This is a genomic window from Streptomyces sp. NBC_01717 (genome assembly GCF_036248255.1).
In the GTDB taxonomy this organism is placed as follows: Bacteria; Actinomycetota; Actinomycetes; order Streptomycetales; family Streptomycetaceae; genus Streptomyces.
In genome coordinates this window covers 8,368,185-8,394,214 of sequence record NZ_CP109178.1, presented here as the reverse complement: position 1 = coordinate 8,394,214, position 26,030 = coordinate 8,368,185, and the positions used below count along the sequence as shown (strand labels likewise).

At 69.9% G+C, this 26,030-nt stretch carries 18 protein-coding genes and 3 pseudogenes; 14 read left to right on the top strand and 7 right to left on the bottom strand.

What is annotated here, in order from left to right; genetic code table 11:
* Window positions 1-13: 13 nt before the first annotated feature.
* The 4 genes from pgm (at window position 14) to OHB49_RS38000 (ending at window position 5,906) form a co-directional block, all read left to right on the top strand.
* On the top strand, window positions 14-1,654 hold the full coding sequence (gene pgm, locus OHB49_RS38015) for a phosphoglucomutase (alpha-D-glucose-1,6-bisphosphate-dependent) (RefSeq protein ID WP_329165446.1): 1,641 nt from the start codon (window positions 14-16) through the stop codon (window positions 1,652-1,654).
* A gap of 148 nt (window positions 1,655-1,802) precedes the next feature.
* Window positions 1,803-4,157 (top strand): FHA domain-containing protein, encoded by a 2,355-nt coding sequence (locus tag OHB49_RS38010; RefSeq protein ID WP_329165445.1) that lies wholly within the window; start codon window positions 1,803-1,805, stop codon window positions 4,155-4,157.
* Between the two features lie 16 nt (window positions 4,158-4,173).
* Window positions 4,174-4,863, top strand: a complete 690-nt coding sequence (locus tag OHB49_RS38005; protein WP_329165444.1) for a hypothetical protein — start codon at window positions 4,174-4,176, stop codon at window positions 4,861-4,863.
* Window positions 4,863-5,906, top strand: a complete 1,044-nt coding sequence (locus OHB49_RS38000) for a serine/threonine-protein kinase (protein ID WP_329166766.1) — start codon at window positions 4,863-4,865, stop codon at window positions 5,904-5,906. Before OHB49_RS38005 ends, OHB49_RS38000 begins: the two co-directional genes overlap by 1 nt.
* A gap of 20 nt (window positions 5,907-5,926) precedes the next feature.
* Here the strand turns inward: OHB49_RS38000 and OHB49_RS37995 are convergent, their stop codons facing one another.
* Window positions 5,927-7,207, bottom strand: a complete 1,281-nt coding sequence (locus tag OHB49_RS37995) for a streptophobe family protein (protein WP_329165443.1) — start codon at window positions 7,205-7,207, stop codon at window positions 5,927-5,929.
* 144 nt (window positions 7,208-7,351) lie between these two features.
* On the opposite strand from OHB49_RS37995, the gene OHB49_RS37990 reads away from it, so the two are divergent.
* Window positions 7,352-8,659 carry a DUF6777 domain-containing protein gene (locus OHB49_RS37990; protein ID WP_443079604.1) on the top strand — a complete coding sequence of 436 codons (1,308 nt, stop codon included), beginning with the start codon at window positions 7,352-7,354 and terminating at the stop codon, window positions 8,657-8,659.
* 161 nt (window positions 8,660-8,820) lie between these two features.
* On the opposite strand, the gene OHB49_RS37985 is transcribed toward OHB49_RS37990, so the two are convergent.
* Complete coding sequence (locus OHB49_RS37985) at window positions 8,821-12,165, bottom strand: S8 family peptidase (RefSeq protein WP_329165440.1); 3,345 nt, start codon at window positions 12,163-12,165, stop codon at window positions 8,821-8,823.
* Window positions 12,166-12,804: 639 nt separating this feature from the next.
* On the opposite strand from OHB49_RS37985, the gene OHB49_RS37980 reads away from it, so the two are divergent.
* The 4 genes from OHB49_RS37980 (at window position 12,805) to OHB49_RS37965 (ending at window position 14,729) form a co-directional block, all read left to right on the top strand.
* A complete protein-coding gene (locus tag OHB49_RS37980) occupies window positions 12,805-13,326 on the top strand; it encodes an ATP-binding protein (RefSeq protein WP_329165439.1) in 522 nt (173 codons plus the stop codon).
* Between the two features lie 111 nt (window positions 13,327-13,437).
* Entirely contained in the window at window positions 13,438-13,887 is a 450-nt protein-coding gene (locus OHB49_RS37975; RefSeq protein ID WP_329165436.1) for a hypothetical protein, read from the top strand.
* A gap of 241 nt (window positions 13,888-14,128) precedes the next feature.
* Window positions 14,129-14,338: a hypothetical protein gene (locus OHB49_RS37970; RefSeq protein WP_329165435.1), complete on the top strand. Its 210-nt coding sequence runs from the start codon at window positions 14,129-14,131 to the stop codon at window positions 14,336-14,338.
* A gap of 175 nt (window positions 14,339-14,513) precedes the next feature.
* Window positions 14,514-14,729 (top strand): hypothetical protein, encoded by a 216-nt coding sequence (locus OHB49_RS37965; protein WP_030973233.1) that lies wholly within the window; start codon window positions 14,514-14,516, stop codon window positions 14,727-14,729.
* An 11-nt stretch (window positions 14,730-14,740) separates the two neighbouring features.
* Here OHB49_RS37965 and OHB49_RS37960 read toward each other — a convergent pair.
* Window positions 14,741-15,074 (bottom strand): annotated as a pseudogene (locus tag OHB49_RS37960) (IS1380 family transposase); the annotation flags it as partial.
* A gap of 23 nt (window positions 15,075-15,097) precedes the next feature.
* Window positions 15,098-15,625: a GNAT family N-acetyltransferase gene (locus OHB49_RS37955; protein ID WP_329165434.1), complete on the bottom strand. Its 528-nt coding sequence runs from the start codon at window positions 15,623-15,625 to the stop codon at window positions 15,098-15,100.
* Between the two features lie 55 nt (window positions 15,626-15,680).
* Between OHB49_RS37955 and OHB49_RS37950 the strand changes: the two are divergent.
* Both OHB49_RS37950 and OHB49_RS37945 read left to right on the top strand, forming a co-directional pair.
* A pseudogene (locus OHB49_RS37950) lies at window positions 15,681-15,911 on the top strand (rhamnogalacturonan lyase); the annotation flags it as partial.
* 300 nt (window positions 15,912-16,211) lie between these two features.
* Window positions 16,212-18,314: a SpoIIE family protein phosphatase gene (locus tag OHB49_RS37945; RefSeq protein ID WP_443079688.1), complete on the top strand. Its 2,103-nt coding sequence runs from the start codon at window positions 16,212-16,214 to the stop codon at window positions 18,312-18,314.
* A gap of 689 nt (window positions 18,315-19,003) precedes the next feature.
* Here the strand turns inward: OHB49_RS37945 and OHB49_RS37940 are convergent.
* Window positions 19,004-19,471: pseudogene (locus OHB49_RS37940) on the bottom strand (lamin tail domain-containing protein); the annotation flags it as partial.
* Between the two features lie 468 nt (window positions 19,472-19,939).
* On the opposite strand from OHB49_RS37940, the gene OHB49_RS37935 reads away from it, so the two are divergent.
* Window positions 19,940-20,551 carry a TetR/AcrR family transcriptional regulator gene (locus OHB49_RS37935; RefSeq protein ID WP_030973224.1) on the top strand — a complete coding sequence of 204 codons (612 nt, stop codon included), beginning with the start codon at window positions 19,940-19,942 and terminating at the stop codon, window positions 20,549-20,551.
* A gap of 73 nt (window positions 20,552-20,624) precedes the next feature.
* Window positions 20,625-22,325: an acyl-CoA dehydrogenase family protein gene (locus OHB49_RS37930; RefSeq protein WP_329165432.1), complete on the top strand. Its 1,701-nt coding sequence runs from the start codon at window positions 20,625-20,627 to the stop codon at window positions 22,323-22,325.
* Between the two features lie 44 nt (window positions 22,326-22,369).
* Here the strand turns inward: OHB49_RS37930 and OHB49_RS37925 are convergent, their stop codons facing one another.
* Window positions 22,370-23,005 carry a DUF6629 family protein gene (locus tag OHB49_RS37925; RefSeq protein ID WP_329165430.1) on the bottom strand — a complete coding sequence of 212 codons (636 nt, stop codon included), beginning with the start codon at window positions 23,003-23,005 and terminating at the stop codon, window positions 22,370-22,372.
* Between the two features lie 431 nt (window positions 23,006-23,436).
* Here OHB49_RS37925 and OHB49_RS37920 point away from each other — a divergent pair, with 431 nt between their 5' ends.
* Window positions 23,437-24,753 (top strand): pectate lyase, encoded by a 1,317-nt coding sequence (locus tag OHB49_RS37920; protein WP_329165429.1) that lies wholly within the window; start codon window positions 23,437-23,439, stop codon window positions 24,751-24,753.
* A gap of 122 nt (window positions 24,754-24,875) precedes the next feature.
* Here the strand turns inward: OHB49_RS37920 and OHB49_RS37915 are convergent, their stop codons facing one another.
* Window positions 24,876-25,988 (bottom strand): XdhC family protein, encoded by a 1,113-nt coding sequence (locus tag OHB49_RS37915; RefSeq protein ID WP_329165428.1) that lies wholly within the window; start codon window positions 25,986-25,988, stop codon window positions 24,876-24,878.
* Between the last annotated feature and the right edge of the window lie 42 nt (window positions 25,989-26,030).

Genomic DNA, 26,030 nt, shown 5'->3' with positions numbered 1-26,030 from the left:
GAGGAGTGGGCAGATGCCGCACGAACGAGCTGGACAGCAGGCGCGGCCGGAGGACCTCACCGATGTGGCCCGGCTGGTGACGGCGTATTACACGCTGCACCCCGATCCGGCCGAGCCGGACCAGCGGGTCTCGTTCGGCACCTCCGGCCACCGCGGTTCGTCGACGGCCACTGCGTTCAACGAGGACCATATCGCCGCGACCAGCCAGGCCATCAGCGAGTACCGGGCCTCACAAGGCACGGACGGGCCGCTGTTCCTCGGGGCGGACACCCATGCGCTGTCGGAGCCCGCTCGGGTCACCGCCATGGAGGTGTTCGCCGCCAACGACGTGACGGTGCTGATCGACTCCGCCGACGGCTACACCCCGACCCCGGCGGTGTCGCACGCGATCCTCACCCACAACCGGGGCCGTACGTCGGGTCTCGCCGACGGTGTGGTGGTGACGCCGTCCCACAATCCGCCCGGCGACGGCGGGTTCAAGTACAACCCGCCGAACGGCGGCCCGGCCGGGTCCGAGGCGACCGGCTGGATCCAGGAGCGGGCCAACGAGATCATCGCGGCCGGCATGAAGGACGTGCGGCGGCTGCCGTACGTCCGCGCGCTGGCGGCGCCGACCACCTCGACGTACGACTTCCTCGGCAGCTACGTGGCGGATCTGCCGTCCGTGCTCGACCTCGACGCGGTCCGTGCCGCCGGGGTGAGGATCGGCGCGGACCCGCTGGGTGGCGCATCCGTCGCGTACTGGGGCCGCATCGCCGAACAGCACCGGCTCGATCTGACGGTCGTCAATCCGCTGACCGACCCCACCTGGCGGTTCATGTCGCTGGACTGGGACGGCAGGATCCGGATGGACTGTTCCTCGCCGTACGCGATGGCGTCGCTGATCGAGCAGCGCGACCGCTACCAGATCGCCACCGGCAACGACGCGGATGCCGACCGGCACGGCATCGTCACCCCGGACGCCGGACTGATGAACCCGAACCACTACCTCTCGGTAGCCATCAACTACCTGTTCGCACACCGCGCACAGTGGCCGGCCGCGGCGGGCGTCGGCAAGACGCTGGTGTCGTCGGGAATGATCGACCGGGTCGCCGCCGATCTCGGACGGCAGCTGGTCGAGGTGCCGGTCGGTTTCAAGTGGTTCGTGGACGGTCTGGTCGACGGGTCGTTCGGGTTCGGCGGCGAGGAGTCGGCCGGTGCGTCGTTCCTGCGCCGTGACGGTTCGGTCTGGACGACCGACAAGGACGGCATCATCCTGGCGCTGCTGGCGTCGGAGATCCTCGCAGTGACGGAGAAGTCTCCGTCGGAGCAGTACGCGGCACTCACCGCGCGCTTCGGTGAGCCCGCGTACGCCCGCATCGACGCCCCCGCCGATCGCGAGCAGAAGGCGGTACTCGCCAAGCTCTCGCCGGAGCAGATCACAGCCGACACACTGGCCGGCGAACCGGTCACGGCGGTGCTCACCTCGGCTCCGGGCAACGGCGCACCGATCGGTGGCATCAAGGTGACCACGGAGAACGCCTGGTTCGCCGCCCGCCCCTCGGGCACCGAGGACGTCTACAAGATCTACGCGGAGTCGTTCCTGGGTTCCGATCACCTCGGCCGGGTGCAGGACGAGGCCAAGGCGGTCGTCTCGGCGGCCCTGGGCGCCTGAGTCCGTTCACGAAGACAGCAGTGCCGCTTCCGTGACCTCGGCCGTCGCGGGAAGCGGCTCTGCGGTGACGGGTGTACGCGCCGCTGCGTCGGGAAATGTCGGCAGTGACCCACAAGCACACAAAGGGACCAATAGATAGAATTCGAGCATGGTAGACCGGCCTGTCACGTCGACCGCGCCCGAACTCGTGCTCGAAACCGATGCAGGACCCACGGTGATGAGTCCGAGCCGGGATTACCACGTCGGCCGCGACCCCCTGAGCGACATCGTCATCGACGATGTCCGGGTGTCATGGCACCATGCGGTGCTCCGGCCGGTGGCCGACCACTGGTCCCTGGAGGACGAGAACAGCACGAACGGTACGTACACCGGGGGCAAGCGCATCCATGAGTCGGGCGTGGGTCCCGGCAGCGTCATCCGGTTCGGTCACCCCGCGGACGGGCCGTGCGCCGTGCTGGTCGGCCAGGAACCCGCCTCCCCCGCGCTGCACCCGGCCGACCGCCCGTCGGCCGTCTCCATGCCCGCGGCCACCGGCACGTTCCGGCAGCCGACCACCGTGCGGCCGCGGCCCGTCCACACCGTACGCATCGGCCGCAGCGCCGACAACGACCTCGTCGTCGAGGACCTGACCGTCTCGCACCGGCACGCCGAACTGCGGGCACATCCGGACGGCACGTACGAGATCGTCGACCTCGGCTCGCACAACGGCACGTATCTCAACGGCCAGCTGGTCGGCCGCGCCCCGGTCGCCGCCGGTGACATCGTCGGCATCGGTCACTCCGAGTTCTCTCTGGTCGGCGACGTGCTGCAGGAGTTCGTCGACACCGGTGAGGTCTCCCTCGATGTACAGGACCTGGCGGTCACCGTGGACGGGGGCCGCAAGACCCTGCTCGACGATGTCTCCTTCCCGGTGGGCGAGAAGTGTCTGCTCGGCGTGGTGGGTCCGAGTGGCTCCGGCAAATCCACCCTTCTCAACGCACTGACCGGACTCCGGCCGGCCGACGAGGGCAGCGTCCTCTACGACGGCCGAGACCTCTACCACGACTACGCCGAGCTGCGCCATCGCATCGGGCTCGTCCCGCAGGACGACATCCTGCACTCCCAGCTGACCGTGCACCGCGCCCTCGGGTACGCCGCCGAGCTCCGCTTCCCGCACGACACCGACCCGTCCGAACGCCGGGCCCGGGTCGCCGAAGTGATACGTGAGCTGGCTCTGGAAAAGCGGACGGAGCAGCCGATCCACAGCCTCTCCGGCGGCCAGCGCAAGCGCGTCAGCGTCGCGCTGGAGCTGCTGACGAAGCCGTCACTGCTCTTCCTCGACGAGCCGACCTCAGGGCTCGACCCCGGCATGGACCGCTCGGTCATGCATATGCTCCGAGGGCTCGCCGACGACGGGCGTACGGTCATCGTCGTCACGCACAGTGTGCTCAGCCTCGATGTCTGCGACCGGCTGCTGGTGCTCGCCCCCGGCGGGAAGACCGCCTACTACGGGCCGCCGGACGATGCACTCCCCTTCCTCGGGTTCGAGCAGTGGCCGGAGGCGTTCGAGGCCTTCGAGAACGACCGGGACCGGGATTGGTCGGCGGAGTACCGCGCGTCCCCGTTCCACCGGCAGTACATCGCGAACTCCACCGCGCAGCCCCGGCTGCCGCACTCCGCGGTCGCGCCGGTCGCCCCGCCGCCGAAGACCCGGAGCGGGGGCGCTCAGCTGCGGACACTGGTCCGCCGGTACGCCGCCGCGCTGAGCGCCGACCGGACCTTCCTGGCCATCATGATCGCTCTGCCGTTCGTGATGGGTGCGATGACCCGGGCCCTGGCCGGCAGCCGGCTGACCCAGGACACGGCGATCAACGCGCTGCTGATCCTCTGCGTGGGCGCCGTGCTGACCGGCGCCGCCAATGCCGTACGGGAGCTGGTCAAGGAGCGGGCGATCTATCAGCGGGAGCGTGCCGTCGGGCTGTCCAGATCGGCGTATCTGATGTCCAAAGTGGTCGTCCTGGGCACCATTACGGTACTGCAGGCCGTGGTCCTGACCCTCGTCGGCCTGGCGGGCGTCGATCTGAACGCCCCGGGCGGCAAGGGCGTTCTCCTGCCACCGCTGGTCGAAATGACGCTGGCCGTGGCCCTGTTGTCGTTCACGGCGATGATGCTCGGTCTGGTCGTCTCCGCACTGGTGCGCAAGGAGGAGGTCACCATGCCGCTGCTGGTGCTCCTCGCGATCGTCCAGGTGGTCTTCTGCGGTGCGCTGCTGAAGCTGCACGGCGTGCCCGGGTTGGAGCAGGTGGCGTGGCTGGTGCCGTCCCGGTGGGCGCTCGCGGCGATGGGCGGGACCATCGAGCTCGGCAGGATCGTGCCGGGAAAGGTGAGCTCGGATCCGCTGTTCGACCACTCCGCGGCAGCGTGGCTGCTGAACATGGGGATGCTGGTGGTGCTGTCGGTCGTCTTCGGACTGGTGGTGGCGCGGCTGCTCCGCCGGCACGAGCCCGTCATCATGCGGAAGTAGCGGAGGCGGGGAGCCCATGGCGACACCGGAGTTCCGCCCCACACACGTAGTCCCCCCGGGCGGGATGTCCGCCTGGGAGGCACCCGACATGTCCCGGCCGGCCGAGCCGCTCGATCCGCTGCTCCCCGTCCAGCTGGTCGGCCGGCGCGGCGACTGGGGGCGGATCCTGTGCGCGAACGGCTGGTCGGCATGGGTGGACGGCCGGCTGCTCGTCTCCGTACCACACGGCCCACCGGAGTCCGGACAGCCGCTCGCACGCACCGCGGACCCCCGGCCGCTGATGGCTCAGGTCCAGGAGTCGCTGGCCCGGTACCGGGGCGCCGCGGAGGCGCTGGCCGAGGGCCGGATCGACGGGGGGACCTTCCACCGTCGTACCCAGGGGCTGCGGGTGGGCATGGTCGTCGACGGCGAGGCGGTGTGGCTGTACGACGCCGAGCACGAGCGCTGGGTGTACTGCGAAGGGACGCAGCTGAGTACGTACGCGGCCTCGGCCGGTCCAGGCCGCCCGAGCGAGGCCCCTGTGCACCCCGGGACCGACGAGGTGCACGCACCGGAGCCTGAGCCGACGCAGATCGTCGACCCCGCGCGGCCGGCCGCATACCGCCCGGCGGATACCGCCGATGCCGAGCCGACGCAGCTCCTGGGGTCCGTCGACGAGCCCCGGTCGGACACCGCGCATCCGCCCACCCGGACGGGTGACCCATGATGTGCCCAGCCCCCGCGCCGGGCCCACCGCACTCCCCCGACCCGCGTCAGGACACGGAGCTGCCCGTGGGCCGACCGTCCGACCTGCTCGGCAGGCAGATCGCGGGTTACCGGGTGGAGAGCGAGATCGGCCGCGGCGGCATGGCGGTCGTGTACCGCGCCAGGGATCTGCGGCTGGACCGGACGGTCGCGCTCAAGCTGCTCGCCCCCGAACTCGCCCGCAACGACACCTTCAGGAAGCGGTTCACCCACGAGTCGAGGGTGGCCGCCGCGATCGACCATCCGCATATCGTGCCGGTCTTCGAGGCCGGGGAGACCGAGGGCATCCTCTACATCGCGATGCGTTACGTCGCCGGCCAGGACCTGCGCGCCCTCATCGACCGCCAGGGGCCGTTGCAGATCGCGGCGGCGGTCCGGATCGCCGCGCAGGTGGCGTCCGCGCTCGACGCCGCACACGACCACGACTTGGTGCACCGGGACGTCAAACCCGGCAACATCCTGGTCGCTGCGGGCACGGACAGCGACCACCCGGAGCATGTGTACCTCACGGACTTCGGGCTGACGAAGAAGTCGCTGTCGCTGACCGGGTTCACCTCGGTGGGCCAGTTCGTCGGCACGCTCGACTACGTGGCACCCGAGCAGATCTCCGGCCGCCCGGTGGACGGCCGGTGCGATGTCTACAGCCTGGCCTGTGTGGTCTTCGAGACGATGGCTGCCGTACCGCCGTTCCAGCGGGACGACGACATGGCGCTGTTGTGGGCCCATCAGTTCGACCCGCCGCCACCGCTGACCGGTCGGCGCCCCGATCTCCCGCCCGCCGTCGACGACGTCCTGGCAAAGGCCCTGTCCAAGAGCCCTGACGACCGGTACGACTCCTGTCTGCAGTTCGTCGCCGCGCTGCGCTCGGCAGCGCGGAGCACGGTGCAAAAGGACCATCCGCCGACCCAGGTGGACCAGCGAATCGGTGCTTGGGCCACCGGGCCCGAACCACCGCCCACGCCGCCGCACTGGGCGCTTCCCGTGTTCCCGGGGTTCGTACGCTGACGGCTGCGGTCGCGCCCGTCTCAGCCGTCCGTCGGCACTTCTCCGCGCCGGTCGACCCTGGAGGCGAGCAGACCGCCGAGGAAGCCGGTGACCAGGCCCCAGAGGGCGGCGACAGCGAGAGCGGACAACAGCCGTGGTCGCAGCGTCAGCTCCCCGCCGAGGCCGCCGCCGAGATCTCCGATGCCGAGCAGCGACACGCCGTAGTGCGCGGAGACCCTCGCGACGAGACAGATGGTCAGCACGGTGAGGACGAGCGCCACCACCATGTGCACGGCATGCTGCCAGGGCCGTATCCGGGCCGGTGAGCGGACCGCCATGAGGAACGCTGCAGCCACGGTCAGCACGGCGGCGGCGACGACCAGCCACCACGCCCGTCCGTCCTGTTCGGCGAGCGTGGAGACATTGACCGTGGAGATGTCCGGCGTACGCAGTACCGAGTCCAGCATCTGCGGCATCGGCAGCCCGAAGGGGCCGTCCACCTTCCCCTCCCAGGACGCGCCGAGCCCCAGGGTGTAGGCGAGCCAGACAAGGTTCGGCAGCCCCAGGAGGATTACGGCGAACGTGTCGGCCGGGTGCCCCCGGACAGCCATGACGACGAGTGCGACCACCAGACCCACGACGACGTACCCCAGCAGCAGCGCGACCATCGCGTACGCGGCCGGGCGCACCGACTCCTGGAATCGCACGAGGCGGCCCGGGAGCGGGGCACTGTGCGACACGAGCAGGGCCAGGACGAGGATGCCGGCCAGCCAGATCAGGCCGAGTACGAAGGTGAGGGGGATATCGGTCCGGAACCCGACCTTCGGGGAGACGCCCAGCAGGTCCGCGACGGCCGCGTCGGTCGCATCGCGCACGGGAATGTCGAAGGTCGCTCTGGCCAGGACCGACAGGCCGATGAGAACCAGTGCCCACAGCACCGCCACCCGGGCGGCCCAGCCGGCCAGTTCGCGCGTGCCCGCGACGGCCCGGTGGCGCAGCGGCCGCAGAAATCCCGCGGCGATCACCAGGGCGCCGGCCAGGGTCACCGACAGCGGAAGCACCGAGAACTCCGCATGGGTCCTGGCGAGGTCCCCTGCGTTGCCCGAGAGCTCGACGGATCCGCCTGCCGCCATCACGACGACGGCCGCGACGACGCGCGGGAAGGCGCTGCCGGGCAGGCCGGTCGCACCCGCCGCCCAGAGGCCGAGGGCGGCCGTGGCGACCATGGCCACCAGCCCGGCGAGCACCGTCAGGAGGGCGTGACCCCAGCCGTGCGCGGGTCTCGGTGCACGGCTGCGGTCGCTGGATGCCTGTTGGCTCACGCTGCCACGCTAGGCAGGCGCGGGGCGGACCGCCCCTCGGGAGGGGCCGACAGCGTCAGCTTGCGAGGCGCGCCGCTCGCGCGCACACAATGAGCACACACGGGAGCAAAGGGGGACTGATCCTTACGTGGGGAAGAAGAGGCCGTGAGCAGCCAACCGCCGCCGTCCGACCGCCCGACAGGCCCCCCTTCCGGCCCGCTCTCGGGCCCTACGCAACCGGCGTCCGTGCCACCACCTCCCGGCACGCCGTCCGACTCCGCCGGCGGGCCGCCGAGCAGCGGTGACTCCGGCGGCGCGGGAGGGCCTTCGGGGCCCGGCGGCCCGAGCGGATCCGGGGGCGGCCCCGGTCGCCCGTGGTGGCGGTCCGTGCCCAAGGTGGCGACGATCGCCGCCGTGATTGTCGCCGTGGCCGTGATGGCTGTCGTCTTCATCCGCCCCGACGGCGGTTCGACGGCACGCGGCGAAATCTTCCTGCAGCCGGCGGGATCGGCCGGACAGGACCCGTTCACCGACTCGACGTCGCGCAGCAGCGACCCGGCGACACCGACCACGGCGCCCACCCCGACCAGGACCGGGGTGGGTGTCACGCAGGGCGTGGACGGCTCGACCCCGGGTCTGTACGGCGGGACCCGTAAGGTCGCCGGCTGCGACGTGGAGAAGCAGATCAAGGCGCTGACGGCCGAACCGGACAAGAACAGTGCCTTCGCCGGGGTACTGGGGATCGATCCGTCCGACGTCCCCGCCTATCTGCGGACGCTGACCCCCGTCCAGTTGCGGTTGGACACCCGGGTCACCAACCACGGGTTCCGGGACGGCTCCGCCACCAGCTATCAGGCGGTGCTTCAGGCCGGTACGGCCGTGCTCGTCGACGACCGCGGCGTGCCGCGGGTGCGCTGCGCGTGCGGCAATCCGCTGCTCGAGCCGGTCCCGTTGAAGGGCGGTCCCGAGGTGAAAGGTGAGCCCTGGCCCGGGTACCGTTCCTCGAACGTCGTGGTGGTGAAGCCCGCACCGCGCGTGGTGAAGAAGTTCGTCATGTACGACCCGAAGAGCGGCGGCTGGTTCTCCCGCGATGCGGGTGACACCGGCGGCAGCGACAAGAAGACGAAGCCGCCGGCCGAGCACACGCCGTCGCCCTGCCCGTCGGCCCCCGAGGGGAAGTCCACCGAGCCGTGTCCACCGGCCTCGGACACGTCGAAGTCCCCGTCCCCCGAGTCCGTCTCGCCCCGGTCCCCGTCCCCCGGATCTGCGACCCCCGAGTCCCCGGCCACCGAGCCGTCGGGTCCGCATCCCCCGCCCTCCCCGGAGAAGCCTTCCAGCCCGCCGCCTGTCATCGAGTCGCCGCCGTCCCGGTCGGCGCCGGAGGCACCGCCTCCCGGACCCGTGTCACCGGAGTCCTCTGCCATGGCCTCGGTCTCCGGGAACGAGTCCCCGGCCGGTTACTCGTCAGCCTGAGCGGCGCCGGTGACTTGTGGATGTGCCGGGCGCCCGGCACGGCGGCCGCACCACGGCACCGTGCCCTCCGCGCACGCGAACGGCCTGCCGGAACGGAGGACCGTCCGGCAGGCCGCCTTGGATCACGCGCCACTCACACGGAGTTCAGCGGCTGAGCGCCGTCACTTCCCGTAGTAGGCGTTGTAGATCGACACGGACGACTTGTTGCCCTTCTTGTCCGTGACATTGGCCCGGTAGGAGATCGACTTCCCCTTGGCCGGGTTCTTCACCGAGACCTTGCCCGACTTGACGGTGACCTTCTTCCAGGTCTTACCGGCGTCGTAACTGACGTACACCGTCAGCGACTTGAGGTTCGTACCGGCGGCAGCACCCAGCACCTTCACCGGAACGGACGCGGTCCTGCCCGCAGTGACCTTGCTGTCCAGGGCCATCGTGGGCGAGAAGCGCACAGTGGAGGCCGGCAGCTTGGCGACCGAAGAGGTCTTCTTCGACCGGAACGTCCAACTGGCGTCGATCCGGGAGGACGCGGACGCCACCTTCGCCGATCGCTTCACGGAGGTCGTGAGGCGGTACTCGGCGTCACCGGAAGGGACCTTGAAGGAACTCTGCCCGTCCAGCGCATCCGCGTTCTCGGCAACCTTGGTGCCGTTGCGGTACAGCGACGTCTTCACCGAGGTGTAGGCGGACGAGCCGGCGTGGGTCTGGCCGTCGGCGAAGAGCGGCAGCACACCGATGAGGTCGTTCCCCTCGCGGAACAGACCGTACGACTTGTCCATCCTCGGGCCGAACACAGCCGTGTTGAAGGTCTTCCCGTAGCTCTTGCCCGCCGCGAAGGTCTGCGGTGCACCCAGCGTGTAGAACGCGTCGGTCACCGGGAAACCGTCGGAGTCGACCCCGCTGTACTGCTCGAAGTCGAAGCTCCACTTCACCTTGTTCGCAGTCGAGAGATAGAGCGTGCGGGTGGTGGGGAGCTTCTGCTCCGACGGGACAGTGATGTTGGAATACGATCCGGGCACGTAGCCCCACGGTGCGATCCCACCGGTCTTCCCGGCGGCGGAGGCGCCGAGCCCGATCTTCACCTTGGCCAGCTGAGCAGTGGTGAACTTCTTGGTGTAGCCGGTCGCGACCTGCTTCACCGGCCCGCCGAACACGACGTTGTAGCCGGTCGATGAGCCCTTGGCCCAGATACCGGACCAGAACTGGGACAGCGAGCCGTCGGTCACCTGCGCGCCCAGATGCGCGGTGCGGAACCCCTTGAACGAGTCCAGCCACCAGCCGAAGCCGTAGCCGCTCTGCTCGGTCTCGAACTGGACATCAGCCGAAGCGAACTGCGACTTCGCGGCCGTGTCGGGCACGGTGATGTCCACCGGCTTCGTCTTCCGGGCGTCGAGCGTCACGGTGACGTCCTTGGTGACGCTCAGCTTCGGCTGGAAGATCCAGTCGGCGCCCTTGCTGAAGTCCGTCCGGTCCACATAGATGCCGGTGTTGACCGCGTAGGCCCCCTTGGGGACACGGACCTTCACCGTTCCGGTCGGTCCCGTCGGGTCGAGCCACACGTCCGCCACATCCCCGCCGATACCGACGAGACTGGTGTCGTAGAGCGCGGCGGACTTCCCCTGCCGGTCGAGGTGCTTGAGCGTCACGGTGTACGACTCGGCCTCGCGCTCGACCGCGGCCGCGGTGCGGACCGTCTGGCCGCCGCCGCTGCCGACGACATAGGCGGAGTAGCTGCCGTCCACGGTGCCACCGAGCTTGGTGTCGACGGTCAGCGAAACCTCGGCGGTACCGCCCGCGGGGACGGTGACCTTGTCCGCACCGAGGGTGAAGAAGCCGGCCGGCGCGGGCTTGCCCTTCGGGTCGGTGGCCGTCACCGCCAGGTCGAGGGTGACGTCGGTCGTACCGAGGTTGCGGTACGTCACCTTCTTGGTGACCGGGGTGTCATCGGTGTGCGGCCACTGCTGCACCCCGAAGCCGACCGAGACCGGTTCGGCCACGACACTCTGGCCGATGGCCCGGTCGACGGCGATCCGGCCCGAACCCTGCTCGAACGGCGTGTACGCGCCCGGCTTCGTGGACGCCGTCAGCGCGCCCTTCAGCTCGGCGTACTTCCACTCCGGGTGCTCCTGCTTGAGCAACGCCGCGGCGCCCGCCACGTGCGGGGTCGCCATCGACGTACCGGAGATCGTCAGATAGCCCGGCGGGTTCTGCCCGACCTCCTGGTCGATGACGGAACCGGGTGCGGCAGCGGCCGTGATGTCCACACCAGGTGCGGTCACATCGGGCTTGATCGCACCGTCGCCGATACGCGGACCGCGGCTGGAGAACTCGGCCAGCTTGTCGTTGTCGTCGACCGCGCCGACGGTCAGCGCGGCGTCCGCGCTGCCCGGCGAGCCGACCGTGCCGGCCCCGCCCTCGCCCTCGTTGCCCGCCGCGATGGCGAACAGGACGCCCTTCTCCGCCGACAGCTTGTTCACTTCGGCTTCGAGCGGGTCGATCTCGGGGCTGTCGGCGCCGCCCAGGCTCAGGTTGACGATGTCGGCGCCCTGCTCGGCCGCCCACTCCATGCCGGCCAGGATGCCGGAGTCCTCACCGTAGCCGTTGTCGTCGAGCACCTTGCCGCTCAGCAGCTTGGCATCCGGGGCTACGCCCTTGAACTTCCCGTCCGACTTGGCGCCCGTGCCGGCCGCGATGGACGCCACATGGGTGCCGTGTCCGAAGCGGTCGACGGCGTCGGCCGACGTGGAGAAGTTCTTCTCGGCGAGGATCTGACCCTGGAGGTCGGGGTGGGTGGCGTCCACACCGGTGTCCAGGACAGCGATCTTGACACCCTTGCCGGTGTAGCCGGCCTGCCAGGCGGCCGGCGCACCGATCTGGGGCACGCTCTTGTCGAGGCTCGCCCGACGCACCCCGTCCAGCCAGACCCGGTCGACACCGGAGGCCGTGCCCCGTTCGGCGCTGCCCGCGCGCTTGCTGGTGAGCGCCTGCCAGATGTCCTTGGCGTCGTCCTTCGGGGTGGTGAGCGCGTCGGCGTTCAGCGATTTCAAGGTCCGGCGGACCTTCGTACCGCCCGCTTCGCGGACCTCGGCCTTGGCGGCTGCGGCCTGCGCGCCGTGATACCCGACGATCAGTTTCAGGCCCGCCTTCTGGGCCTTGCGGTTCACCGCGCGGTTCAGCTCGGTGACGTCGAAGAGCCGCTCGTCGAGCTTGCCGTCGGCGATCAGCCCCTGTGCGTCGATCGGAACGAGCAGCGTGTGCCCGTCGCGTATCCGCGTGGCCACGGGTATGTGTTCGCGCCCCTTGGCGGGCTCGAACATCACGACACGGCCCTTGGCGTCCACGGAGGCGCGGTCACCGGTGATGAGTGTGATGTGGTGCGGGGCCACGAACTGTGTGCCCGTGGCCCCCGCCTGCGTGCGATCCGCTGTCGCCACGGCCGGGGTGGTCATGCCCGCCGCGAGCGCCACGGCGGCTGCCGCGGCAAGGGTGGATACGCACGCACTCTTCACATGTCTGTGCAAGTCTCCCCCTGGAGATCAAGTGGTTCCTCAGGAACCGCCAGTTCCGCGGGGTCACGCACAAGTCTCCGCACCCCCCGGTCGACGCATTATGACCGAGCGGCACCCGAACGCATGAACATTTCTGCGACGCGCGTGCGGAGTTGACGGAAATACACCTATGGGTACGGAAAAGCACTCATGGCACGGAAGCGGTCGGCCGTGGCGGTGTCGCCATCCTGCTGCCGACGAAGAAGCTCGCGTGCGGGCTCCGTGACGTAAGGCGGCAGAAACGTTCCAGGCCGCCGTGATCGCCGAAGCCGAGGCGACCGAACAGGGCAGGTACGGCCGCGAAGAAGGCGGTCCCGCATCCCGAGACGCCGGCCGGGGACCGGCGCGCGTCCGCCCCGCTCCCGGGCGCTGTTCCGGGGGCGGGGCGGTTCGGTAGCTGCGCCCAGCCATAGGCGCCAATGTGACGAGTCCACGGTAGAGGGCCGGTATGACAACCGGCCCGTGCCAGAGGTCATGCGACGTTTCGAGACAGGTGACACCTGATCTTGGTGGTTGACACCACCCTGAGAAACGCCGAAGCCGTGCCGGATTTCTGCTGCGTCCGTTCCTGCGGCCCGCACAGCGGTAACGTCGGGTCTCATGATCGTATGGCTCAACGGCACCCACGGCGCAGGCAAGACGACGACCAGTGCACTCGTGCAGCAGCTGATCCCGGATTCACGGGTGTTCGACGCCGAGAAGGTCGGCGAGACACTCATGGACATCAAGCCGGGGCTGCCCGGGACGGACAACTTCCAGCACTGGCCGCCGTGGCGGCCGCTCGTAGTCGAGACCGCCCGCCGCGTACTCGACTACACCGGCGGCACTCTGGTGATGCCCATGACTGTCCTGGTCGAGCAGTACTGGCGCGAGATCAGCACGGGCCTCACCCAACATGCCATTCCAGTACGGCACTTCGTCCTCCACGCTGACCAGGACACCCTCCGCGGGCGCATCGAGGGGGACACTGTTCTTGGCCCCTCCCCATTCCGTCTCAAGTACCTCGAGCCTTACGCCGAGGCGGCCCGCACGTGGCTGCACGGCGAGGCAGAGGTCGTCGACACCACGCACCTCACGCCCGCCCAGGCCGCCCGGCAGATCGCAGAGGCCGTCAAGAGTTGAGGTCCGCCCGCCACGCACCTTCGAAGCTGATCAACAGCCTCGAGCTCGTCGCCCGCCCCAGCTCTGGCCGGCCACAGGAGGAGTGAAAGGCCGAGCTGGAAGAATCAGGGGGTGACCAGGAACGAGATCAGGTTCGACTACCAGCGTCGCGACGATCGTGGCGTGCTCGAGGTCGTCCCACGAATCGACGGTATGCCTCTCACCCAGCTGATCGATAGGTTCGAGATCGACGCCGGGATGCACCCCGCGGGCAACGCCTACGGTGGTCTTGTCCCGCAGTTCTTTCGGTTCGGCCCGATGGAAGACCACCTCCACGGCCGATCCACCGACGCAATGGGGAAGAAGACGCCCCTGCTCGGCTGTGAATGCGGCGAATGGGGTTGCTGGCCGCTCATGGCCCACATCACCGTGACAGCCGATCTCGTGACCTGGGACTCCTTCGAACAACCCCACCGCACGACGCGCGACTACACAACGTTCGGCCCGTTCCACTTCGTCCGCCACCGATACGACGATGCCGTGCAGGCTTTGAGCTCGGCAATCGACTCCGGCAACACGTGAGTTCGCCCGCTCCATCCCGGCAGGTCGGAGGAAGCGACCAAGCTGATGGCCCCGCTCCAGGTCGTCGACGGCAGGCATACCTCCAGGACCGCCTTGCGGTCGGTCGGGCGGCAGTCCGGGCCGCGGCCGGGAGAATTCTGGGCCACCACCCGTGCACCGATCCTTTCCGTACTCCGGACCGGGACCCGCGCACCTGGGCCGGCCGGATGCGCCCGCCGTCGCCCCGGATCACCCTGGAGGCATGAGCTCCCCGATAGTCGTCCACGGCCTCTCCCCTTCCGGCGGGCGGAGGGTCACCATCAAAGGGCAGATAGTCGGGCTCGCCCACGACGACCGCGACCTCGTCGAATTCTTGAGGCGAGCCGGTCTCGACGACGCCTGGGACGTCCTCGACGACCCGCACTGGATCGAATGGCGCGGCGGACGAGCCCACCGGTACGAAGCGGCATGACGAAACCTCCTGCCTGGCGCGTAGATCCAGACAGGGGCACGCGATTCCTGGGGGCTACGTTGAGGGCGGGGCGGCGCCGAGGGGGCGAAATGACGGCCGGGCCTCAGTCAGCCGCTGTTCCGCAGACGGCAGCCGCGGGGATGCTGTGAGCAGCAGCCTGATGCACCCTGGATGCATGAGCGCCCCGATAGTCGTCCACGGCCTCTGTCTTACCGGTGGTCGGGCGGTCACGATCAATGATGAGATCGTCGGCGTCGTCTACGACGACTGGGACCTGATCGAACTTCTCCGGTGGGCCGGTCTCTACGACGCCGAGCATTGCCTCGAGGACGCGCACTGGATCGAATGGCGCGGTGGCTGGCCGCATCGATACCAGTGGGGATATGTCTAGGAGATGCGCCCGTCCGCTACGGGCATCCAGGCGACTTCCCGGGCTGGGGCGCGGGCCGCTCGCAGCGAAGCGAGTACTGCCCCGTCGGCGTCGGCGAGCAACCGCCAGGCGGTGGGCGTGGAGGCGACCGGTCCGAATGCCTCGCCCTGGTCCCGCAGCACGGCCGGATCCGCTATCACCTCACCGCCGTCGGCGAGCATCACCGCGAGAGCGGTGGCGGTCCGACCTGGAGTGCCCGGTGCCTCGCGGTCGCAGCGGCCTGAGCGCAGTGGAGTAGGCGGCAGTCAGACCGGTGGCATCGGCAAGATCCGCCGGCAAACGTGCGCCCGGGTGCCCGCTTCGGCCTCATCTCAACCGAAACGGCGAGGTCAGTCGCCGAGGACCCGCTCCCACAGCAGCCCGTCCCGCCAGCTCCCGTCGAGAAAGATCGAGGAGTGCGCGACGCCGTACGGGCTGAACCCGTTGCGGCGCAGCACCCGCTGCGACGGCAGATTCTCCAGATTGGTGGACGCCTCGGCGCGGTGCAACCCGAGTTCGTCCGCCATCACCCGGAGTACAAGCCCGACGGCGTGCCCGGCATGCCCTTGATTCTGGGCGACGCTGGCGATCCAGTATCCGACGGAGCCGCGGCGCAGGTGCGGCTGCGGCAGGATGCCTCCGACGGTGACCTGCCCGATCACCTGGTCGTCGGCGAGCACCACGCCCGGCCAGATCGCGCCGGCCCGGAATCCGGCCAGCAGGCTGTCTATCCGTTCCGCCTGGCCCTCCGGGGTGAAGAAGTCGGCCGGCTGGGCCGGTTCCCACGGCCGGAAAGCCTCGACGTCCCGCACCCGATGCGCAGCGATCGGGGCGGCGTCGGTGGGCTCGATCAGGCGGATCCTAGTGCTGCTGCGCATGGGCTGATCCTCGTCGCGGTGCGTCGGATGAGACGGCCAGCGTATGCGAGGGTGCCGGGCCGGTACCAAGGCCAACGCTTCGCCGGTCACCGGCTCGACCAACTACTTCCACGGCGGAGCGCCGAACTCCGCCGACTAAACGGTGCGGGCCGTCGTCGACGGCGTCGAGCAGAGCGACTCGCTGCACGCCATCCAGTTCCGCGCCGGATACAAGGACGTGTCCCTCAGCCCGCCTGCGGGCTCCACCACACCCGACGGAGTCGCCCACACCTACGAGGCCAACGACGAGGGCGCAGCAGCCGGACGGTCCGGCGTCTGCGGGAGGACCGGAGATGTGGGTGAGCCACGGTGTCGCGCCTTGTGTCCGGGGGCGGATCACGTAGCTGCAGTCACCGCCGGACGCCAAAAGGTTGCCGTGTCTGCACCGGATCGTGTGACGGGAGGTTCGGACCGGTCCACCGCTCGGGGTTGCGGACAGTCTTCACTCGTCTGCCGCTCCTCGGTGGCGGGGCGAACCGGGAGCCCGGACGCTGGTCGCATACGTGACGAATCGCAGGGGTGGGCGGAGCCTGATGGGGGTGACACCGTGTCGGACGCAGGTGCACCGGTCCCCGCGTCCATGAAGGATGACGGTCTGGACGCGGCGCTCCTCGACAGACTGTTCACCCAGTCCGTGGTGGGCCTTCATGTACTGGATCCGCAGCTGCGGGTGGTAAGGATCAGCTCTCTGGCCAATGCCGACCTCACCGAGCAGGTGATCGGGCGCCACTTCACCGATGCCTACCATCTCGACCGGCCGGATGCCGCCGGGAAGCTGCTGCAACGCGTACTGGACACGGGTGAGCCGGTGCACGATCGGCTGGTCCACGGCCGTATCAAGAGCACGCCGGGTCCGAACCTCAGCTATACGGTCACCGTCTTCCGGCTGAACGACAAACAGGGGCGGATCCTCGCACTGCTCGCCGCCGTCGTCGATGTCACCGAACGCGAAAAGGCCCGCACCCGTGCGATGTACCGGGCCAGGTTGCTCAAGGGCGTAGGCAGGTCCCTCGATGTGGCGACCACCTGCCAGGCGCTCGTCGAGGCCGCCGTGCCGGGGTTCGCCGACTTCGCCGTGGTCGAGGTGCTGGACGATGTGCTGCGCGGTGCAGATCCTCCGATGGGGCCGCTGAGGCCGGACGTCCCGCTGCGCCGGGCCGCCCTGCGCGGCGTCAGCCGGGCCGCCCTACGCGGTATCGAGGGCGTCGGCGGTCAGAACGGGCTCGTCGGTGACACGCGCCGGCTGCCCACCCATACCCCGTTCGCCCTGGCGGTGTCGGACCTGCAGCCCCGGATTGTCGCACTCGACGCGGACACCCCGTGGCTCGCCGCGGATCCGCAGACCGCCCGGGTGATCCGGGCACTCGAGGCCCATTCGCTGATGGTGGTCCCGCTGAAGCTGCACGGCGCGGTCCTCGGGCTGGTGAGCCTGTACCGATGCCCGGGATCGGATCCGTACGACGAGAACGACATCACGCTCGCGCAGTCGGCGGCCGTGCACGTCGCGCTGAGCATCGACAACGCGCGCCGGTACGAGCGCGACCATGTGATCGCGTCGACGGTCCAGCGCAGGCTGCTTCCGCCGGGCAGCGGCGCCGGGGTCGCCGTCGACACCGCGCATGTCCTGCTGCCCGGACGCAACAGCGGATGCTGGTTCGACACCATCAGGCTGTCCGGCGCCCGCACCGCTCTGGTCGTCGGCGACGTAGCGGGCCACGGACTCCAAACGGCCATCATCATGGGGCAGTTGCGTACGGTCATCCTGTCTCTGGCCGGTCTCGATCTCGAGCCGGACGAGGTCCTGGCCCGGCTGAACGACGCGGCGGACCGCCTCGCCGACGAACGCGCTGCACTGCCGCCAGGCGACTCGCTGCACCGGGAGTCGCTCAGGGCGTCCTGCATCTACGGGGTCTACGACCCGTTCACCCGCACCTGTACGGTCGCCCGTGCGGGGCATCCCGCGCCGATCGTCATCGCACCCGACGGCAGCGCGCCCGCCGTCGACATACCCGAGGGGCCCTCGCTCTTCACCGCCGACAGCGCTCCGTTCGCCACCGCCACCCTCGAGCTCCGTGAGGGCAGCATCCTGGCATTCGCCACCGGCGCCCTGCTGTCGGACGACGCGTCCGCCACCCGGATACGGAGCGCGCTCGCGCGCCCCGACCGCACTCTGCAGGAACTGTGCGACGGCGTCGTCTACACCCTGCCGGGCGACAGCGTCCCCGACGGTGCGGCCATCCTCCTCGCGCGTACCGGCACCGTGCCGCCCGACCACGTCGCCACGTGGGAACTGGCCCACGACCGGACGACCCCCGCCATCGCGCGTACCCTCGTGCGCGACCGGCTCGTCGGCTGGGAGCTCGACGACAAGACAGTCCAGGCGACCGAACTCATCGTGAGCGAACTGGTGACCAACGCCGTCCGGTACGGCACCCCGCCCTTGCAGTTGCGGCTCATCCTGGACCGGTTCCTGACCTGCGAGGTCCACGACAGCAGCCCGGTGGCACCACATCTGCGCCATGCCCGGACCGTCGACGAGGGCGGGCGCGGGCTGTTCATCGTCTCCCAGCTCGCCACCCACTGGGGCACCCGGTACGGCCGGCACGGCAAGGCGCTCTGGACCGAGCAGGAGGTCCCCGGCCCCGAGTGACGAGGCCGGGCCCACCGCGAGGTGAGTGCCACGGGCGCCTCCGCTCGCACCCGGCCGTACGCAGACGCAGCATGAGGGCATGGGACGCACACATCGTGCGGCGATCCGCACCGGACCGTCGGGGTGACTCACCCGCTGCGCCTCGTCGCTGCCCTGTGCACGCTGGTGATGGCCCTGACCGCGACGGCGCGCAGCACCGTGGTGTCCCCGTTGTGCCACCAGGCGGTGCTGGACGACGAGCGGGCCTACGACCGACTCTCGCGGGGCGGTCGACACGCTCAACGCAGCGTGTCGCGCTCCGGTCCGCCGACGAGGCGGCCGTCGTCCGCCCATGACGAGTGCGGCGCACCGCGGCCGGGTCGGCCGCGGTGCGCCGCACTCGAGAGGCGGGGCCGCTCCCGGGTCAGGGAACGGCCGTCAGAGGGTCAGCGACGACCGCCACGATCGTGGTCGCGCCCGTTGTCACGCCCGTTGTCACGTCCATGGTCGCGCCCGTTGTCACGTCCATGGTCGCGCCCGTTGTCACGTCCATGGTCGCGCCCGTTGTCGCGCCCGTTGTCACGCCCGTTGTCGCGCCCGTTGTCACGTCCATGGTCGCGCCCGTTGTCGCGCCTGTTGTCACGTCCGCGGTCGCGATCGTGGCCGAGGCCGAGCCCGAGGCCGTAGCCAAGGCCGTAGCCGAGGCCGTAGCCGACGTGGTGGCGGCCCCAGGTCTTGGAGTCGACCGCGTAGCCGCGGCTGTCACGCAGGGTCGCGGTGTCACTGTTGTCCCAGACGTACCGGCCGAGGTCCTGATAGACGTCGTAGCCGTTGTCGCGGCCGATGCCGGTGTGGACCCGTACCGAGGAGCGACCGGCCAGACGCAGGTCGAACCGGTAGGTGCGGCGGCTCTCGTCACTGAGCGTCCAGCCACGGAGGTTGACCGTCTGACGGCTGGTGTTGGTGACGGTGACCCACTCGTCGTTGAGGCTGCGGTTGGAGCCGTCATCGCGTCCGGGGCTGTCGTACTGGATCTGCCCCAGGACGACGGGCGAATACAAGGTGTACCGACCGCGGTCGTTGCCGTGGTCGTCGGCGGCAGCCGGGAGTGCTGCGGCCGCCACCAGGGCGCCGGCCGCGAGAACGGAAGCGGTGAACCGCCGTGCGGAACGGGACATGAGGACCTCTCAGGTGCTGGCCCGGACCGCAAGGTCCGAGCGTTGTTCGGTCTCGGCGTGATGCCGATAACGCACACTTTGGCCTGAACACCCGATTCGCGGCAGACGCCCCGATACGTGTTACGAAATGCAGACATTTCTGTCACACGCGGCTGCATTCGGCACGCATCCGATCCCTGGACATCCGTCAATCGCTGACCGCTGCACCCACCCGTTCGGTATCGGTACGCCCGGCTTCGCACACGCTCACGCCACCCGGTGTGCGCCACGGGCCACCCTGGGCAACAGGCGCCAAATTCTGTAACAGCCACCCCACCCCCCATCTCGAACGATTTTTCGGTTACCCGCAGGAATGGGAAATGGAGTTCCACTCCCTGCTGTTCACGGCAGACCGTTCCTGATCGTTGCGCGGGGAGCACAACGGTGGTTCAGTGGAAGCTGAAGTTATGAATCGAGGTTCAGAACATCGTGGCCTACCGCCCCACCGCCCGCACCGAGGCGACCCGGCTCGCGCATCGCCAGCGGCTGCTGGACGCCGCACGACAGCTGCTGGCCGAGGGCGGATACGCCGCGGCCAGCATCTCCGCGCTCGCCGAGCGCGCCCAGGTCGCCACCGGCAGCGTCTACAACCACTTCGCCTCCAAGCAGGAGTTGCTGGCCGCGGTCTTCCGGCATGTCGCCGGCCATGAGCTCACCGCAGTACAGGATGCCGTGGGCGCGAAGAGCGGGGCGGTCGAGCAATTGCGGGCCCTGGTCGAGGTGTTCGCGTTCCGGGCACTGCGTACACCCCGTACGGCCTGGGCGCTGCTCGCCGAGCCGGTCGATCCGCTGGTCGAGGCGGAACGACTGACCTACCGGCGCGGCTATCACGCCCTCGCCGAAACGGTCATCACGGCCGGCATCGAGGCGGGTGAGCTGCCCGCGCAGAACGCCCGGCTGTCTGCCGCTGCGGTGATCGGAGCGATCAGCGAAGCGCTGCTCGGCCCGCTGTCCCCGGTGGGCGAGCGGACCGACCCGGAGCCGGTCGTGGCAGGTATCGCCACCCTCTGCCTCAGAGCCGTGGGAGCGGTCGGCACCTGACCGCTCCCCGCACCCCACCGTCACTCCCCAGTACCGGCCGACCAGACAGCCGACGTCAGACAGGATCCCCGAGATGACCGTCACCGCATCCCCGACCGGCCTCCGGTCGGAGGCTCCCGCGCCGCACCCCACCCATGAGGTAACCAACCAGGCGCCGCCCCGGACCGGCCTCGACGAGTACGGCACCAATCTGCCGCTCGCCGAGGCGGTCCGGACGTTCGGCGCGGCATGGCACGAGCCGGAACTCCACGAGATCGGCAGCCTGGTCGGCTCCACGAAGTTCCAGACCGATGCGGAGCTCGCCCACACGTCCCCGCCCGTGCTGCGCACCCACGACCGGTACGGCAACCGGGTCGACGAGGTCGACTTCCACCCGGCGTACCACGAGATCATCGGCGCTGCCGTGCGTCATGGTGCCCACACCGCGGCGTGGGCCGACCCGAAGCCGGGTGCCGCGGTGGCCCGGGCGGCGTCCTTCATGCTGTTCGCCCAGGTCGAGCCGGGCCACGCCTGCCCGATGTCCATGTCGCACGCCGTGGTCCCGGTCCTGCAGCGCGACCCCGAAGTGGGCCAGGACTGGTTGCCGGGTCTGCTCAGCCGCTCCTACGATCCGCGGCTGATCGCCCCGGGCAGCAAGTCGGGGCTGACCTTCGGTATGGGGATGACGGAGAAGCAGGGCGGCTCCGACGTCCGCGCCAACACCACGCGCGCGGTCCCGGTCGCCTCCGACCCCGACGGCCGGGCCCATCTGCTGACCGGTCACAAGTGGTTCTTCTCGGCACCTCAGTCGGATGCCTTCCTGGTTCTGGCCCAGGCGGCGGCCGGGCTGACCTGCTTCCTCGTACCGCGCGTGCTGGCCGACGGCACCCGTAACACGGTCCGTATCCAGCGGCTGAAGAACAAGCTCGGCAACAAGTCGAACGCCTCCTCCGAGGTGGAGTTCGACTCCACGTGGGCGGTGCGGGTCGGCGAGCCGGGGCGTGGCGTTCCCACCATCATCGAGATGGTCAACCACACCCGCCTGGACTGTGTCCTGGGCACCACGGCGGGCATGCGCCAGTCGGTCTCCGAGGCGATCTGGCATGCGGAGCACCGCAGCGCCTTCGGTGCCCGGCTGGTGGACCAGCCGGCCATGACGGCGGTCCTCGCCGATCTGGCCCTGGAGACGGAGGCCGCGACCTGGACCTCGCTGCGGCTCGCCCAGGCGTACGAGACGGGCAGCGGCGAGTCCGAGGCGATGTTCCGCCGGCTGGCCACGGCGGTGGCCAAGTACTGGATCTGCAAGCGCGGCCCGCACCACGCCTACGAGGCGCTGGAGTGCCTGGGCGGCAACGGCTACACCGAGGACTGGCCTCTGGCCCGCCGCTACCGCGAACAGCCGGTGATGGCCGTGTGGGAGGGCTCCGGCAACGTCATCGCCCTCGATGTACTGCGCGGCATCGCCAGGACCCCGCAGTCGCTGGACGCCTTCTGGGCCGAACTGGAGACCACCGCCGGTGCCAATGCCGTACTCGACGCGCATGTGCGCCGGGTACGTCGCGAGCTGACCGAGGACCTGCGCGATCCCCTTGCCGCACAGACACGCGCCCGGGCGACGGTCGAGGCCATGGCGCTGGCCCTGCAGTCCTCGCTGATGCTGCGGCACGCTCCGGCGCCCATGGCGGAGGCGTTCGTCGCCGCCCGCCTGGGCGAGGACCGTGGTCACCAGTACGGCATCCTGCCGCGAGGCACGGACGCCGGCGCGATCGTGGAGCGGCACTTCGGCGAACACTGAAGGTTGCCTCGGCCGATCGGCCGGGGCACCAACCCTTCCCCTCGTCAATCCGGCATCGACGTCCGCGCGGTCACCGGCCGACGGTGCGTCCAGCCGAGCAGGACCACCGAGCACACCGCGGCGAACGCGCACCAGGTGGAGATGAACTCCAGACGCCACAGCGCCGCGCAGATCGCGGCCCCGACGGCGACGAGGAAACCGAGGAGCCGCAGCAGACGGTCACCGGCGAGCAGTAGGGAACCGACCGTGGCCACGAGGTAGCCCGCGACCAGCAGTTCGGGGTGCGGAAGGTCGAGGACGTAGCCGAGGGTGTGGCCACGGATCTCTGCGGTCACAGGACGGGTGGCCAGACGGTACGCGAGGGAGGCGGCGGTCGCGGCGCCGGTCACGACGGGGAGCAACAGCCGGCGCCGAGCCCGCGGCGGCGCGGCGATCAGCACGGCCGACGGCACCCAGAGCGCCAGCAGCGGAAGGGCGATGACGGCCCAGGCCACCGTGGCGGGGCCGGCGCCGCCGTCGGAGCGCCAGACGAACGACTCGATGATCTGATGGGCGCCGAGAAGCAGCGGCAGCGCCGCGAGCGGCAGATCGCGGGACCGGCTGGTGCGCACGACACAGACCACTCCGATCGCGGCGATGCCGGTACCGGCCACCAGATCGGCAGTCGCACTCCAGCACATGAAGTCACCCCGGCCCCGAAGTTGTGCGAGTCGATCTCTGACGGGGGCAACGCTATGGGCTGTCCGTCAATCCGGTGGGCTCCGACCCGGGCCGCTGGGCCGCCGGGGGCGGGAACCGCGTCTTCCTGATGGACAAGGGGACGGTCGCGGCACTGCCGGTGTTCTGACGCCGGGAGCCATCAACTACGCCTGACCGTACGGGCGTCGGTGGCGAGTACCCGCGGTAGCGGTCAGGTGCGCCCGTTCGCGCTTGTTCGCGCCAACTCATTGACCGTCGGATCCTGTTGACGTACCGTCACCGCTGTTCGCGTACAAGAACTCGGTTCAGAATACGGAACAACGTTCCCTGGCCGAGGAACTGCCTTTACCACCGCACCAACCACCTCACGGGTGCCTGCGGAGGACACCGCAGGCGGTGAAAGGAACACCTAGTGCGCACAGAGAATCAGCATGCCAGACGGCGGGGCGGCCGGGCAGCCGCCTCGTTCATCGCGGTCGTCTCACTGATCGCCGCGGCCCTCACAACGCTGTTCGCCACCGGCTCGGCCACGGCCGCACCGGCAGTGGGCTCGTACAGCCTGTCGAACGCAGGCAGCGGACTGTGTCTGGAGGTTCCGGCCTCCGCAACCTCCGACGGCGTCCAGCTCAGCCAGAACACCTGCACCGGCGCCGCCCAGCAGACATGGCGGCTCACGGCCTCCGGAAGCGGCTACACCCTGGCCGCCTCGCACAGCGGGAAGTGCGCCGGGGTGCGTGACGCCTCCACCAGTGCGGGCAAGGCGGTCGAGCAGCAGACCTGCAGCGGCGTATCCAGTCAGGTGTGGACGCTCGCTCCGGTCAGCGGCAACACCTACCAGGTCGTCAACAGCAACGGCGGCAAGTGCCTCAACACCAAGGACAGTTCGACCGCGGTCGGCGCCGTGGTCCAGCAGAACTCCTGCGACTCGGTGACCAGCAAGCGCTGGACCTTCACCGCGGCGGGCTCCGTCCCCACCGATCCGCCGACCACTCCCCCGACCACTCCGCCCACGACACCGCCCACCACCCCCGGGGCTCCGCCCGCCTGGCCCACCGCCAACGGAAGTCAGGCCGTGACGGCGACCATCGGGGTGTCCGGTACCTACGACGGCGGCCTGAAGCGCTTCTACGGCAGCGGTGACCTGGGCAGCGGCGGCCAGGACGAGGACCAGCCGGCCATGTTCGAGCTCGCGGACGGTGCCACGCTGCAGAACGTCATCCTCGGCGCCCCGGCCGCCGACGGTGTCCACTGCCTCGGCGCCTGCACGCTCAAGAATGTGTGGTGGGAGGACGTGGGTGAGGACGCCGCAACCTTCCTCGGCAGCTCCTCCTCGCTGGTCCGCACGATCGACGGCGGCGGCGCGAGGCTGGCGGACGACAAGGTGTTCCAGCACAACGGCGCCGGCACCCTGATCATCAAGAACTTCCGGGTCGAGGACTTCGGCAAGCTGTACCGCTCATGCGGCAACTGCTCCACGATGTACGGCCGACACGTTCAGGTCCAGAATGTCTGGGTCACCTCGCCGGGTGACAGCATCGTGGGCATCAACACCAACTACGGTGACACGGCCCGGTTCTCCGGCATCACGATCTATGACGACGCAGATGCCGACATCGACATCTGCACCAAGTACAAGGGTGTGACGAGCGGCGAGCCCACCAAGATCGGTACGGGGGCGGATGGCACCAACTGCATCTACTCCCCCTCGGACATCACCTACGTCGACTGACGCAGCCAGGTCCGGAACACCGAGAAGAGGCCCGTCCCGGCAACCGGGGCGGGCCTCTTCCTTCGCCGGCGCCGGCCGTGACCAGGACCGGCTCGGACGCCGGCGGTTCCTTGGCCGAAAGCTCACACGGACTTCGGTCGCGGCCGGTGGATCGTCCCGGTGGTGTCGGCGAGGGGAGCGCCAGTGCCGCCCCAGCGCAGTGCGACGATCTCCGCGGCGATCGAGACGGCCACCTCCTCGGGGGTGCGGGCGCCGAGATCGAGGCCGATGGGCGAGCGCAGTCTCGCCAGTTCCGTCTCGCCCAGGCCGGTCTCCCGAAGCCGTGCAAGACGGTCCTCGTGAGTCCGGCGGCTGCCCATCACGCCGATGTACGCGGCCGGGGAGCGCAGGGCCACCTCCAACAAGGGGACGTCGAACTTCGGGTCGTGCGTGAGCACACACATGACAGTCCGCTCGTCGGTGTCCGTGGAGCGCAGATAGCGGTGCGGCCAGTCGACGACCACCTCCGCACCGTCCGGGAATCGCCGGGGGTCGGCGAAGACCGGCCGTGCGTCGCAGACGGTGACCAGATAGCCCAGGAACGCGCCGATCCGGGCGACCGCGGCGGCGAAGTCGATCGCACCGAAGACGAGCATGCGCGGGGGCGGGGCGAACGAGTGCAGGAACACGGTGACGTCGTCCTCACGGCGCTCGCCGCGCGGACCGTAGTGGCGCAGGCCCGTTGCCCCTTGGGCCAGCTCGCCCCGTGCGTCGGCGGTGACAGCCGCGTCGAGGCCGCTGTTTCCGAGCGAACCGGACACGGTGTCCGTCCATACGGCGAGCGCGGCGCCGCGCCGGGCAGGGCCGTCGGTCACGGTGGCCAACACCACCGGACGGTGTTCGGCGACCGACGCGGCGACCTCGCCGAACGAGGGGTCGGTCGCGGCCGACACGGGGCGTACGAGAAGGGTGATCTCACCGCCGCAGGTGAGCCCGACGGCGAACGCGTCCTCGTCGCTGTAGCCGAAAGTTCGCAGCTGTGCCCGGCCGGTCTCGACGACCTCCGTGGCCAGGTCGAAGACGGCTCCTTCGACGCAGCCGCCGGAGACGCTGCCCACGACTTCGTCACCGGGGCCCACGGCCATCGCCGCGCCGGGGCCGCGGGGTGCGCTTCGGGTGACCGCGACGACGGTGGCGAGCCCGAACGGCTCTCCGGAGGCGTACCAGCGGCTCAGCGCCGGGAGGATCTCACGCATGACGAGCACCGCCCACAGCTGTCTCGCCGCCGACACCTGTCG